The following is a 13,685-nucleotide window of genomic DNA, read 5'->3' on the forward strand; positions in this document are numbered from 1 at the left end:
ATCTCAGCCGTGGCGGTGGCGCCAGCCCTGCCAGGCGGAGTCGATCATGTCGTCCAGGCCGTGCCGGGCCGTCCAGCCCAGCTCGGCGTGGATGCGGTCGGCGGCGGCGACCACGCGGGCGGGGTCTCCGGCGCGGCGCTCGGTGACCTCGGGGGTGAGGTCCTCGTGCCCGGTGGTCTTCAGGATGCGGTCCACCATCTCGCGGACCGAACTGCCCTCGCCCCGGCCGATGTTGAGGACCAGCGAGGTGCCTTCGGGGGCCTCGCGCAGCCGGGTGGCGGCGGCCTGGTGGGCGGAGGCGATGTCCTGGACGTGGATGTAGTCACGTACGCAGGTGCCGTCCTCGGTGGCGTAGTCGTCGCCGAAGATACGCGGGGCCTCGGACGCCTCCAGGCGCTCGAACACCATGGGGATGAGGTTGAACACACCCTCGTCGGAGAGTTCGGGCGCGGCCGCTCCGGCGACGTTGAAGTAGCGCAGGCTGACGGCGCGCAGGCCGTGGGCGCGGGCGGCGGCCGCGATGAGCCACTCACCGACGAGCTTGGTCTCCCCGTAGGGGCTCATCGGGGCGCACGGGGTGTCCTCGGTCACGAGGTCGACGTCGGGCATGCCGTAGACGGCGGCCGAGGAGGAGAAGACGATCCGCTCCACGCCCGTGGCCGTCATCGCGGTGAGCAGGGTCTGCAGGCCCGTCACGTTCTCGCGGTAGTAGTGGAGCGGGCGCTCGACCGACTCCCCCACCTGCTTCTTGGCGGCGATGTGCACCACGCCGGTCACGTCGTGCTCGCGGAGGGTGCTTTCGAGGAGTTCCCGGTCCAGCACGCTGCCCACGACCAGCGGCACCCCTTCGGGCACCCGGCCGGCACTGCCCGTCGACAGGTCGTCGTACACGACGACGCTCTCGCCGCCCGCCGTCATCGCGCGCACCACGTGCGAGCCGATGTATCCGGCGCCTCCCGTGACCAGCCAGCTCATCCAGGGCCTCCTCGAAGTTCAGTACCCGGCAGCAGACTCCTTGATGGGCCAGGGAAAATCGAATCCGACATCCCGTGACGGACAACTCGAAATCGGGCGTGAGCGGAGATATGAGATGGACCACTTCACGAAGCGGAGGGAACGATTCGCACTGTGGGAGGGTGTTGAAACAGGGCGCACCCCGCTTCGGCTCCGGGTGCCCCACCGCCACAGCCATGGGACTTGCCGGTCCTTGTACTCTGTGGCGGCGGCACGCTTGGGCCCGTCGGCGGACAGAGTTCACTCCGGTCCCGGCCCACACTCACGTGATCGGTTCTCGGAACAGGTTGTAAAGGATGCCCAAACTCTCTCTCGTCGTCCCTGCGTACAAGGTGCAGGCGTACCTCGCGGAGTGCCTCGACTCGATCCTCGAACAGGACTTTCCGGACTTCGAGGTCATCGCTGTCGACGACTGTTCACCGGACGCCTCGGGTGCCATTCTGGACGAATACGCCGAGCGTGACCCGCGCGTCCACGTGATTCACCTCACGGAGAACGTGGGCCTCGGCCGGGCGCGCAACGCGGGCATGGAGAAGGCGACGGGTGAGTACCTCCTGTTCCTCGACAGCGACGACACCCTCACCGAGGGCGCGCTGCGGGCGATAGCCGGGCGGCTCGAGGCCGCCGGTGACCCCGAGATACTCGTCTACGACTACGCGCGCAGCTACTGGGACGGCAGGGTCCGCCCCAACCAGCTCGCCGCCCTGCTCCGCCCCGACGGACCGGAGTCCTTCCCGCTCAGTGAGCGACCGCAGCTGCTGGACCTGCTCCAGATCGTCTGGAACAAGGCGTACCGCCGGGACTTCGTCCTCCGCATGGGCCTGAGCTTCCCGCCCGGCTACTACGAGGACGCCCCCTGGACGTTCTGCTCGATGATCAGCGCCGAGCACATCGCCCTGCTGGACCGGGTCTGCGTGATGTACCGCCAGCGCCGCGAGGGCGGCAACATCCTGAAGACCGTCAGCCGCAAGCACTTCGACGTCTTCGACCAGTACGGCCGCATCTTCGACTTCGTCGACGCGCACCCCGAACTCGACCAGTGGCGCGGGCCGTTGTTCCGCAAGATGGTCGACCACTTCCTCACCGTCCTCACCAAGCCCGGCCGGCTGCCGCAGAACGCGCGCGCCGAGTTCTTCCGCCGCGCCTCCGCCGACTACCGCGCCCGCCTGCCCGAGGGCTTCAAGCGGCCCGGCGGCAACCTCGGCCACAAGTACGCGATGCTGGAGCGCGGCTCCTACCTCACGATGGCGAGCGCGCTGGGCGCGGTGAAGCTCCGCCAGGCGGTCCGCAGCCGGGCCCGCACCACCCTGAACAACTCCAAGCGCAACGCGATGGGCGTGTTCTACCAGTCCCAGCTGAAGCTGCCGCTGGACGAGAACCTGGCGCTGTTCTCCGCGTACTGGAGCCGCAGCGTCTCCTGCAACCCCGCCGCCATCGACGCCGAACTCGCCCGCCTGGCACCGAACGTGCGCCGGGTGTGGGCGGTCCAGGCGGACGCGGTGGACCGGGTTCCCGCCGGCCACGAGTTCGTGCGGGTCGGCTCGCGCGAGTACTGGTCGGTGCTGGCCCGCGCCAAGTACCTCGTGAACAACGTGAACTTCGCGGACAGCGTGGTCAAGCGCGAGGGCCAGATCCATCTCCAGACCCACCACGGCACGCCGCTCAAGACCATGGGCCTGGACCAGCGCAAGTACCCGGCGTCCACCAACATGAGCTTCGACAAGCTCCTGGAGCGCTGCGACCGCTGGGACTTCAGCATCAGCTCCAACCGGTTCTCCACCACCGTGTGGGAGCGGGTGTACCCCTGCTCGTACGTCTCCGTGGAGAGCGGCTACCCGCGCAACGACGTCCTCGTCAACGCGGGCTCCGAGGATGTGCGCCGGGCGCGCGCAGCCCTCGAACTGGCCGACGGCACGCGGGCGTTCCTCTACATGCCGACCCACCGCGAGTACCAAGCCGGCTTCACCCCCAGCCTCGACCTCGTCCGGCTCGCCGACGAACTCGGCCCGGACGTCACGCTGATGGTGCGCGGCCACTACTTCTACGGCAACTCCCCGCACGTGGAGGAGCTGCGCCGCAGCGGCCGCATCGTCGACGTCTCGGCACACCCGCGGGTGGAGGAGCTGTACCTCGCCGCGGACGCCCTGATCACGGACTACTCCTCCGCGATGTTCGACTACGCGGTCCTGGACCGGCCGATCATCATCTTCGCCTCCGACTGGGACATCTACTCGGCGGTGCGCGGCACCTACTTCAACCTGATGGAGGAGCCGCCCGGTTCGGTGGCCACCTCCCAGGCGGAGCTGATCAGGCTCCTCGAATCGGGCGAGTACGACGGGCCGGAGGCGGCCCGCTACCGTGACCGGTTCCGCAGGCGCTACTGCGAGTTCGACGACGGCCACGCGGCCGAGCGAGTGGTGCGCCGGGTCTTCCTCGGCGAGGAGGACATGCTGCCCCTCGTCCCGTTCGCCGACCGTTCCCACGCACCGACTCCCCCGCAGGCGCTCGAACTGATCGAGCGGGCCTGACCACCCATGAGGAGAGACAACCAGACCATGGCCCCTCGGCTCAGTGTGATCGTTCCCATCTACAACGTGGAGCGCTACCTGCCCGCCTGCCTCGACTCGCTGGCGGCGCAGACCTATCAGGACCTCGAGGTCCTGATGGTCGACGACGGTTCGCCCGACGACTCGGCCGCGATAGCCGCCGAGTACGCGGCCCGCGACGAGCGGTTCCACCTCATCCGCAAGGAGAACGCCGGTCTCGGCGCGGCCCGCAACACGGGCATCGCGCACATGTCCGCCGACGCGGAGTACCTGACCTTCGTCGACAGTGACGACGTCATCCCGCCGGACGCGTACCGGCTGATGGTGAACAGCCTGGACGAGACGGGTTCGGACTTCGCCACCGGCAACGTCTTCCACCTCAAGGGCGAGCGCTCCTGGCAGGTGCCGCTGCTGAAGATGCTGGCCGGTGAGGCCCGCAAGCGCACCCACATCTCGCAGAACCCGAAGCTGGTCGCCGACCGCATCGCCTGCAACAAGATCTTCCGCCGGACCTTCTGGGAGGGCCACGGCTTCGCCTTCCCCGAGGGCATCCTGCACGAGGACATCCCGGTGGTGCTCCCCGCGCACTACAAGGCCGAGGCGATCGACGTCATCGGCGAGCCGACCTACTTCTGGCGGCTGCGCGAGGGCGAGTCGGCCCCCTCGATCACCCAGCGCCGCAGGGAGCCGCAGGCGATCCGCGACCGCGTCACCGCGGTGAGCATGGTCAGCGACTACCTCGCCCAGCAGCCGGGCGCCGAGTTCGCCGAGTACAAGCGCCAGTACGACGACCGTGTGCTCCGTGACGACCTGCGCCTGTTCCTGCGGGTCCTGCCGGACGCGACGGCCGAGTTCCACGAGGCGTTCCTGGAGGCCACCAACCGCTTCCTCGACACCATCGACCCGAAGATCGTCATGGCGCTGCCGACGGACCTCCGCGTCCAGTGGCTGCTGGTGCGCAAGCACGCCATGCCGGAGCTGATCGCCCTGCTGGCGTCCCAGCGCCGCAAGGACCCGGTCGAGGTGTCCGGCACCTTCCGCAAGTACGCCAGCTTCCGCACGCTGGAGGAGAGCGGCTTCGAGCTGCCCAAGGCCGCGCTGCGCATCGACACCGACCTCGACCTGCGCGCCCCGCTGCGCTCGGTGGTCTGGCGGGGCGGCAAGCTGCTGCTGTCCGGCGACGCCTACATCGACAAGATCGACATGTCCGCCAAGCGGAGCAGCCTGAAGGTCGTCCAGCTCAAGCGGTCCGGTTCGCGCCAGCGCATGTTCCTCCCGGCGAAGAACATCCACCGCCCGGAGTGCACCACCGACTCCGGCCAGAAGCGCCACAACTACGACTGGGCCGGCTGGGAGCTGGAGCTGGACCCGGCCAGGCTGCGCAAGGGCGGCGCCTGGCGCGAGGGCCTGTGGCACGTCGGCATCAACGTCTACGCCTCCGGCCTGGTGCGCCGCAGCGCCGTCTGGGCCCGCGGCGGCTCGGCGGCCAACTTCGCGCCGTACCAGTGGCTCGACGACGACTTCCGGATGCTGCCGGTCGTGGAGCGCGGCGCGCTCAAGCTCCGGGTGGAGAAGGTGCGCGCGCTGATCACCGACCGCCGGGTGACCCCGGACGCGGTGGAGATCGACGGCGAACTGCGCACCGACCTCAAGTCCGGCGAGACGCTGTCGCTGCGGCTGACCAACGCCAAGAGCGGCGAGGTCCGCCGGTACCCGATGGACATCGGCCGTGCCGGTCAGCGCACCACCTTCCAGAGCCGGGTGCCGCTGTCCGACGTGGTGCTGCTGGGCAGCGACGCGGTCGACGAGCAGGCTCAGCCGGAGCGCCGGCTGTGGAGTGTCGCGCTCCTGGCCACGTCCCCGGACGGCACGGAGCGCCAGTTCGGCAGCGTCATGCGCGAGGGTCTGCCGGACCTCTCCGTCGACGTGCCCGAGTCCTTCGGCCCGGCGGGAGACCACCGCGAGGTCGCCGTGGTCTCCGGCAACAACGGCTACCTGAAGATCATCGGCCGGGTCCGCCGTGCCGTGCTGACCTCGGTCGCCCTCCGGGACGGCCGGATCGCGGTCGGCGGCCGCGCCTCCCACGAGCTGATCGGCTCGGAGTTCGTGCTCAAGGCCAGCAACCGCTTCGACGAGCGCAAGGCGTCGGTGGACTGGTCGGACGACGGCACCTTCACCGTCTCCTTCGACCCGTCCGTGATGGGCGGCTCCGGCGGAGTACCGCTCAAGGCTGGCCGCTGGAACCTGCTGCTGCGCAGCGAGGACCAGTCCGTGCCGGACGCCGAGTTCGTCATCGACCGGCTCGCCTCCGCCCAGTTCCCGCTGCACACCGAACTGGGCGGCCGCCGCTACTGGTTCGAGAGCCGCTGGGGCGACTTCCCGCAGCTCAACTGCCGCTCCGAGCTGACCGACCTGGAGCGCGGCCCGTACCGGATGCTCCAGCTGCGCCGTGACGTCTACGAGGCCGGCCGCGAGCAGCCGCTGCGCGACCAGGTGTTCTTCCTCAGCTACAACGGCAAGCAGTACTCGGACAGCCCGCGGGCGATGCACGAGGAACTGCTGCGCCGGGGCAGCGACATGAAGTTCCTGTGGGCCGTGCGCGACGGCCAGGTGATCCTGCCGCCCACCGCCGACAAGGTCCGCATGTGGGGCCGGGAGTGGTTCGAGGCGCTCGCCACCTCGCGCTACATCGTCACCAACGGGCACCTGCCCGAGTGGGTGGAGCGCCGCCCCGGCCAGGTCATCGTGCAGACGTGGCACGGCACCATGCTGAAGAAGATCGGTCACGACATCGAGACCCTCTACTTCGACCGCGAGTACCAGAACCGGCTGGCGCTGGAGGCGAAGAACTGGAGCCTGCTGGTGTCGTCCAACCGGTTCTCCACGCCGATCCTCAAGCGTGCCTTCTCCTACGACGGTGAGATCCAGGAGGCGGGTTACCCCCGCAACGACTACCTGTACTCCTCGGACAAGGACAAGATCGCCGAGAAGGTCCGGGAGTCGCTGGGCATCCCGAAGGGCAAGAAGGTCGTGCTGTACGCGCCGACCTGGCGTGACGACCAGTCGCACAGCGCCGGCCAGTACCTGTTCGACCTGCGGATCGACCTGGAGGACGCGCGCCGCCGGCTCGGCGACGACCACGTGCTGGTGATCCGCCGCCACTCCAACGTCGTCGACGCGGTGCCCGGCGCGGGCAACGGCTTCGTCTTCGACGCCTCGGAGTACCCGGACATCGCCGACCTGTACCTGGCGGCGGACATCATGATCACCGACTACTCGTCCGTGATGTTCGACTACGCCCACCTCAAGCGGCCGATGCTGTTCTTCACGTACGACCTGGAGCACTACCGCGACAAGCTGCGCGGGTTCTACTTCGACTTCGAGAAGGACTCGCCCGGCCCGCTGGTGCCCACCTCCGAGGAGCTGGTGACGGCGATCCGCGACATCGACAAGGTGTCCGCCGAGTACCAGGAGCGCTTCGACCGCTTCCACCACCTGTTCTGCGACCTGGACGACGGCAACGCCTCGGCGCGGGTCGTGGACCGGATGCTGGAGCAGGCCAAGGAGATCTGACCCTGACCGCGGCAAAGGGCCGGGCCCGGAGGAAGTTTCCTCCGGGCCCGGCCCTTTGGCGGTGCGTGCCCTCGGCGGGCGGTGCGCTCAGCGCCGCACGATCCGGTGCGTTCAGAGCCGGACGGTCTTCACCGCGAACTGGCCCGTCATCGTGAAGTAGGGCCGCAGCTCGGTCTCCTCGCGGCGGACCTCCGGCCGCCGCTGCGGCTCCGGCTTCAGCACGCGCCGGGCCTTGCGGACGGCGCGCCCGCCCAGCGAGGACGGCCGCTCCTGGGGAGCGGCGGCAGTCGGCCCCTCGGTGACGAGCACGGGCCTCGGCAGGACGAACACGTCGATCGGGCTGAGCACGTCGGTGGCCAGCTTCGCCAGGGCCACGCGCGGGGCGTCGGCCTCCGGACGCAGCCAGAAGTCCCAGATGACCTCCGAGCCCTCCCCGCCGGTGTGCTCGCGCACCAGGGCCGCGCAGTCGACGACCGCCGTGACCGCGCCGTCCCCGGCGTCCTGGAGCGGGAAGCCGAGCGAGCGCTTCTTGTCGCGCCGGTTCACGGCCTCCAGCACCGCGCCCCGGCCCACGGCCGCACCCCACAGGTCGGCCCGCACCCGCACGGCCCGCTCGTCGACCTCGACGGGCCCGGTCTCGGCGTGCACCTCGCGCAGCACGCTGCGCACCCGCAGCCGGCCGTCCTGGTGCCGGTACGGCAGCAGCAGCGCGAGCGCCGCGCCCTGCGTCCGGGGCAGTTCGACCGCGAGCAGGTCCCGCGTGTCACAGCCGTAGCCGTCGGTGGACAGCTGTACCTCGGCGCCCGACGGGGTGGCCAGGCCCACCTCCCAGGTGCCCTGCGGAAGGCCGGCGTCCCAGGGGATGAGCGCGTCGCCGCCGGTGGTCAGCGCGAACCGCTGCTCCTCGGGGGTCTTGCCGTCCCTGCGCAGCACCAGGTCGGCGCCCCGGGCGCTCTCGGGGAGCGGGCCCACCGCGATGTGCAGGCTGCCTCGGGCGTCGACCCGCGCGGTGGCGTGCCGGGGCAGTTCCTTGCGGGCGTACGCCTGCTTCAGGATCTCCTCGAACCGCTCGCGGCTGGCCGTCTCGTGGAACCGCTCGGCGTTGCGCACGGCGGTCTCCGACATCTTCCGTCGCAGCTCGTCGTCGCGCACCAGCCGCAGAAGGGCCCCGGCCATCGCGTCCGCGTCGCCGCACGGCACGATCATGCCGTCCTCGCCCTCGGTGAGGATGTTGCGCGGCCCGTGGTCGGCGTCCGTACTGACGACGGGCAGTCCCGCCGCCATGGCCTCCACGATGACGTTGCCGAACGCCTCCCGCTTGGAGGGCAGTACGAAGATCGAGCCCTTGCCGAACTCGGGCGTCACGGGCGCGACCGCACCCATGAGCAACACGCTGTTGGACAGACCGAGTTCGTGGATACGGGCCCGCAGCGGAGCCTTCCCGGTGCCGCTGCCGTAGATCCGCAGCGTCCAGTCGGGGGCCTCGGCGTGCACCTGGGCGAACGCCTCGACGGCCAGCATGTGGTTCTTGTTCTCGGTGAGATGGCCGGCGGAGATCACGACCTTGTTGGTGCCCTTGGAGCGGACCGGTGCGGCCGGCACGCAGTTGGGCATCACCGCGAGCCGGTCGCGGACCGCGGGCACCTGCGCCGCGATGCTGTCGGTCTCCTCGCGCGTGAGGGCCGTCAGCGCGTCCAGACCGAGGTACGCGGGGAAGAGCCGCTTCTTGATGTCCTCGGCGTAGATGAGCGGCATCGAGTGCTCCTGGGCGACCCTCAGGAAGCTGCCCGGCGCCTGTGCCATCAGGACGGTGATGCGCGGGTTGGAGCTGACCACCACGTCCGCGTCGGTCGTGGCGAGGTACTCCAGCAGCCGCAGTTCGGCGAGCCGGCTGACGACCGGCTTCTTCACCCCGGTGTTCGGCGGGTAGACCAGGGTGAACCGGTCCGCCAGGGGATTGTCCGCGTCGGAGACGGGCGAGTGCGGGCGCAGGTCGGTGAGCGCCCGCACCGACACCCGCGGGTCGAGCGGGAAGTACGACTCGTCGCGCACCTTGCGCAGCGCCACGATCTCGACCTCGTGCTCCTCGGCGAGCGCCCCGGCGAGGTTCTGGGTCGCGCTCACCACCCCGCCCATGTGGCAGAGGTCGCGGACCAAGAATGCGATCTTCACTGTGTGTTCTTCCCCCTAGGCGCGCTAACGCCCTCCATGATCGTGTCCAGTTACTAGACGTGGAGAGAGGGTAAAGGGTTGTCCGGAATCAAGTCACATATCGGTCGCGTGGGAAGACTCGGGGTTCCCGGACGGCAGGGGGCGGCGCCGGAACCTCTGGTCAGAGATGTCCCGGCGCCGCCGTACCCGCCGAAGCGACTCGCCCACGAAGCCTAGAACGGCTCGAAGTCGTCGAACTCGCGCTGGGCGTCGTCCCGTTCGGCCTGGCGGTCCCTGCGGCGCTGGGCCGCCGGGCGCTCCTCCTCCAGGCGGTGGTCCTCGCCTCGGCGGCCGAGCATCTCGGCGCCGGCGGTGACCGTGGGCTCCCAGTCGAAGACGACCGCGTTCTCCTCGGGACCGATGGCGACGCCGTCGCCCGTGCGGGCGCCCGCCTTCAGCAGCCTGTCCTCAACACCGAGGCGGTTGAGCCGGTCGGCGAGGTAGCCGACGGCCTCGTCGTTGTTGAAGTCGGTCTGGCGGACCCAGCGCTCGGGCTTCTCGCCACGCACCCGGAACAGCGGCTCGCCGTCGATCTCCTCGCGGGTGACGGTGAAGCCCGCGTCGTCCACGGCCTTCGGCCGGATGACGATCCGCGTCGCCTCTTCCTGCGGCTTGGCGGCACGCGACCGGCCGACCAGCTCACCGAGCGCGAACGTCAGCTCGCGCAGCCCGGTGTGGGCCACCGCCGACACCTCGTAGACCTGGTAGCCACGGGCCTCCAGGTCGGGGCGGACCATCTCGGCGAGGTCCTTGCCGTCGGGCACGTCGATCTTGTTGAGGACGACGATGCGGGGCCGGTCGTCGAGACCGCCGTACTGCCGCAGCTCCGCCTCGATGATGTCGAGGTCGGAGAGCGGGTCACGGTCGGACTCCAGCGTGGCGGTGTCCAGCACGTGCACCAGCACGGAGCATCGCTCGACGTGGCGCAGGAACTCCAGGCCCAGGCCCTTGCCCTGGCTGGCGCCGGGGATCAGACCGGGCACGTCGGCGATGGTGTAGACGGTCGAACCGGCGGTCACCACACCGAGGTTGGGCACCAGGGTGGTGAAGGGGTAGTCCGCGATCTTCGGCTTGGCGGCGCTGAGCACCGAGATCAGCGAGGACTTGCCCGCGCTCGGGTAGCCGACCAGGGCCACGTCGGCGACGGTCTTCAGCTCCAGGACCACGTCCTGGAAGTCACCGGGCTCACCGAGCAGCGCGAAGCCGGGCGCCTTGCGGCGGGCACTTGCGAGAGCCGCGTTGCCGAGGCCGCCCCGGCCGCCCTGCGCGGCGATGTAGGAGGTGCCGTGGCCGATCATGTCGGCCAGGACGTTGCCCTCCTTGTCGAGGACGACCGTGCCGTCCGGGACGGGCAGGACCAGGTCCTGGCCCTCCTTGCCGGAGCGGTTGCCGCCCTCACCGGGCTTGCCGTTGGTGGCCTTGCGGTGCGGGGAGTGGTGATAGTCGAGCAGCGTGGTCACGGACTGGTCGACGGTCAGGATGACGTCGCCGCCCCGCCCGCCGTTGCCGCCGTCCGGACCGCCCAGCGGCTTGAACTTCTCACGGTGGACGGAGGCACAGCCGTGGCCTCCGTTACCCGCGGCGACGTGCAGTTCGACGCGGTCCACGAAGGTGGTCATGGTTCGGTGCCTCCAGAAAAGTACGGGTACTACCTATGTCAACACGCGAAAGGCGGACCCGCCTTCCCGACCGGGAAGTGAGGTCCGCCTCGCGCAGCTTTCGCTCGCGGCCGTGAATCAGACGATTCAGGCGACCGGAACGATGTTCACGACCTTGCGGCCACGGTTGGTGCCGAACTCCACCGCACCGGGCTGGAGCGCGAACAGCGTGTCGTCGCCGCCACGGCCGACGCCGGAGCCGGGGTGGAAGTGGGTGCCGCGCTGGCGGACCAGGATCTCACCGGCGTTGACGAGCTGACCGCCGAAGCGCTTCACGCCGAGCCGCTGGGCATTGGAATCGCGACCGTTCCGGGTGGACGATGCGCCCTTCTTGTGTGCCATGTCTTCTCAGTCCCTTACTTCGCAGCCGCGGGGATCTCAGTGACCTTGATCGCCGTGTACTGCTGGCGGTGGCCCTGACGACGGCGGTAGCCGGTCTTGTTCTTGTAGCGCAGAATGTCGATCTTCTGGCCCTTGTGGTGGTCCACGATCTCAGCCTGGACCTTGATGCCGGCCAGCACCCACGGGTCGCTGGTCACGGAGTCGCCGTCGACAACGAGCAGGGTCGAAAGCTCGACCGTGTCGCCAACATTGGCAGTGGAAATCTTGTCAACCTCAACGATGTCGCCGACAGCAACCTTGTGCTGGCGACCACCGCTGCGCACGATGGCGTACACGCGGGTCTCACTTTCGCTCGAAGTACGGCACCCCCGAAGGCCAGCCGCACCGGTAGAACACCACGGACGACCTCTCCCGACCGCCCAGGGCGACCAGGAGGAGAAGGTTTACGGGGATGTGGCATGTTCAGATGACATGCCGACGGTCAAGAGTACGGTCGCGTTCCCTACGGGTCAAACCGGGCCCTGATCAGCGGTCCAGCGAGGCCGTGTACGCGGCGTACGCCTGCCTGATCCCGTCCGGGGACAGGTCCAGATGCTCCAGGATCGTGTAGCGGCCCGGCCGGGTCTCCGGCGCGAACTCCACGGCCCGTACGAACTCGTCCACGCTGAACCCGATCTCCTCGGCCAGCACCGGCAGCCCGTGCCTGCGCAGCGAGGCGGCCATGAGGAACGAGCCCTCGTGGTCACCGCGCAGATGCATGGCGAAGGCGGCGCCGAGACCCACCTGCTCGCCGTGGCTGGCGGCCCGCTTGGGGAAGAGCAGGTCGAGCGCGTGGCTGATCTCGTGGCAGGCACCGGAGGAGGGCCGGGTGTGGCCGGCGATCGACATGGCGATGCCGGACAGTACGAGCCCCTCGGCGAGCACGGCGAGGAAGGCGTCGTCGCCGCAGCCGCCGGGGTGCCTGAGCACCGCCTCGCCGGCCTGGCGGGCCATGGCGGCGGCGAGACCGTCGATCTTCTCGCCGTTGACCCGGTTGGCCAGCTCCCAGTCCGCGACCGCCGAGATGTTCGACACGGCGTCCCCGATGCCGGAGCGCACGAAGCGCACCGGGGTCTCCCGGATGATGTCCGTGTCGATCAGCAGCGCGATGGGCGTGGGCACGCCGTACGAGCCCCGGCCCGCGTCGTTGTCCAGGATGGACACCGGCGAGCAGATGCCGTCGTGGGAGAGGTTGGTGGCGACCGCGACCAGCGGCAGGCCGACACGGGCCGCCGCGTACTTGGCGCAGTCGATGACCTTCCCGCCGCCGAGGCCGACCACGGCGTCGTAGCGGCCGGACTTCATCTCGTCGGCGAGCCGTACGGCGTCGTCCAGCGTGCCGCCGCCGACCTCGTACCAGGTGGCACCCGGCAGCTGCGGCGCGACCCGCTCCCGCAGCCGGGCGCCGGAGCCGCCGCTGACCGCGACCGCGAGGCGCCCGGAGTGCGAGATGCGCTGGTCGGCGAGGATGCTCGCCAGGTCGGCGAGGGCACCCGGGCGGATGTCCACGACGACCGGCGAGGGGATCAGCCGGGTCAGTATCGGCACGCGATCTCCCGTCCCCGTGCGAGGTCGTCGTGGTTGTCGATCTCGACCCAGGAGACGTCACCGATGGGCTGCACGTCGATCTTGAAGCCGCGGTTGACCAGCTCCTGGTAACCGTCCTCGTAGTACAGCTGCGGGTCACGCTCGAACGTCGCCCGGAGAGCGTCCGCGAGGTCGGCCGCCGCGTCGCCCTCGATGAGGGTCACGCCGATGTACTCACCGGTCGCCTCGGCCGGGTCCATCAGCTTGGTGATCTTCTGGACGCCCTTCTCGGGGTCCACGACGACCTTCATCTCCTCGTCCGCCAGGGACTTCACCGTGTCCAGCGCGAGGATGATCTTCTTGCCGTCACCACGGGCCGCGAGGAGCGTCTTCTCGACGGAGACCGGGTGCACGGTGTCACCGTTGGCGAGGATCACGCCGTCCTTCAGCGCATCGCGACCGCACCACAGGGAGTAGGCGTTGTTCCACTCCTCGGCCTTGTCGTTGTCGATCAGCGTGATCTTGACGCCGTACTTGGCCTCAAGAGCGGCCCGGCGCTCGTACACGGCCTCCTTGCGGTAGCCGACGATCACACCGACCTCGGTCAGCCCGACCTCCGCGAAGTTGCCCAGCGTCAGGTCCAGCACCGTCAGCGACTCCTCGTCGCCCTCCGGGCCCACCGGCACCAGAGCCTTGGGCAGCGTGTCGGTGTAGGGGCGCAGACGCCGTCCGGCGCCGGCCGCCAGCACGAGACCTATCATCGCGGTTTCTCCTT

At 69.6% G+C, this 13,685-nt stretch carries 9 protein-coding genes; 2 read left to right on the top strand and 7 right to left on the bottom strand.

What is annotated here, in order from left to right; all coding sequences use genetic code 11:
• Positions 1-3: 3 nt before the first annotated feature.
• Complete coding sequence (galE, locus tag ACIGA3_RS03600) at positions 4-975, bottom strand: UDP-glucose 4-epimerase GalE (protein WP_399710139.1); 972 nt, start codon at positions 973-975, stop codon at positions 4-6.
• A gap of 335 nt (positions 976-1,310) precedes the next feature.
• Between galE and ACIGA3_RS03605 the strand changes: the two genes are divergently transcribed.
• A complete protein-coding gene (locus ACIGA3_RS03605) occupies positions 1,311-3,542 on the top strand; it encodes a CDP-glycerol glycerophosphotransferase family protein (RefSeq protein WP_399710141.1) in 2,232 nt (743 codons plus the stop codon).
• 27 nt (positions 3,543-3,569) lie between these two features.
• On the top strand, positions 3,570-7,133 hold the full coding sequence (locus tag ACIGA3_RS03610) for a CDP-glycerol glycerophosphotransferase family protein (protein WP_399710143.1): 3,564 nt from the start codon (positions 3,570-3,572) through the stop codon (positions 7,131-7,133).
• A gap of 111 nt (positions 7,134-7,244) precedes the next feature.
• On the opposite strand, the gene ACIGA3_RS03615 is transcribed toward ACIGA3_RS03610, so the two are convergent.
• From ACIGA3_RS03615 to ACIGA3_RS03640, 6 genes are all read right to left on the bottom strand, one after another.
• Positions 7,245-9,305, bottom strand: a complete 2,061-nt coding sequence (locus tag ACIGA3_RS03615) for a glycosyltransferase family 4 protein (protein ID WP_399710145.1) — start codon at positions 9,303-9,305, stop codon at positions 7,245-7,247.
• A gap of 212 nt (positions 9,306-9,517) precedes the next feature.
• A complete protein-coding gene (obgE, locus tag ACIGA3_RS03620) occupies positions 9,518-10,963 on the bottom strand; it encodes a GTPase ObgE (protein WP_399710147.1) in 1,446 nt (481 codons plus the stop codon).
• 126 nt (positions 10,964-11,089) lie between these two features.
• The gene (gene rpmA / locus ACIGA3_RS03625) at positions 11,090-11,344 is read right to left on the bottom strand and encodes a 50S ribosomal protein L27 (RefSeq protein WP_384370061.1); all 255 of its coding nucleotides are present in this window, start codon (positions 11,342-11,344) and stop codon (positions 11,090-11,092) included.
• Between the two features lie 14 nt (positions 11,345-11,358).
• The gene (gene rplU, locus ACIGA3_RS03630; protein ID WP_161145910.1) at positions 11,359-11,679 is read right to left on the bottom strand and encodes a 50S ribosomal protein L21; all 321 of its coding nucleotides are present in this window, start codon (positions 11,677-11,679) and stop codon (positions 11,359-11,361) included.
• 190 nt (positions 11,680-11,869) lie between these two features.
• Positions 11,870-12,931: an iron-containing alcohol dehydrogenase family protein gene (locus ACIGA3_RS03635; RefSeq protein ID WP_399710149.1), complete on the bottom strand. Its 1,062-nt coding sequence runs from the start codon at positions 12,929-12,931 to the stop codon at positions 11,870-11,872.
• The gene (locus ACIGA3_RS03640; protein ID WP_399710151.1) at positions 12,919-13,671 is read right to left on the bottom strand and encodes a sugar phosphate nucleotidyltransferase; all 753 of its coding nucleotides are present in this window, start codon (positions 13,669-13,671) and stop codon (positions 12,919-12,921) included. Before ACIGA3_RS03640 ends, ACIGA3_RS03635 begins: the two co-directional genes overlap by 13 nt.
• Between the last annotated feature and the right edge of the window lie 14 nt (positions 13,672-13,685).

This window comes from Streptomyces sp. NPDC085596 (assembly GCF_044541565.1).
Lineage (GTDB): Bacteria > Actinomycetota > Actinomycetes > Streptomycetales > Streptomycetaceae > Streptomyces.

Excerpts from the sequence above, each read along its gene's own strand:
- galE (WP_399710139.1), bottom strand. The coding sequence starts at position 975 with ATGAGCTGGCTGGTCACGGGAGGCGCCGGATACATCGGCTCGCACGTG.
- ACIGA3_RS03605 (WP_399710141.1), top strand. The coding sequence starts at position 1,311 with ATGCCCAAACTCTCTCTCGTCGTCCCTGCGTACAAGGTGCAGGCGTAC.
- ACIGA3_RS03610 (WP_399710143.1), top strand. The coding sequence starts at position 3,570 with ATGGCCCCTCGGCTCAGTGTGATCGTTCCCATCTACAACGTGGAGCGC.
- obgE (WP_399710147.1), bottom strand. The coding sequence starts at position 10,963 with ATGACCACCTTCGTGGACCGCGTCGAACTGCACGTCGCCGCGGGTAAC.
- rpmA (WP_384370061.1), bottom strand. The coding sequence starts at position 11,344 with ATGGCACACAAGAAGGGCGCATCGTCCACCCGGAACGGTCGCGATTCC.
- ACIGA3_RS03640 (WP_399710151.1), bottom strand. The coding sequence starts at position 13,671 with ATGATAGGTCTCGTGCTGGCGGCCGGCGCCGGACGGCGTCTGCGCCCC.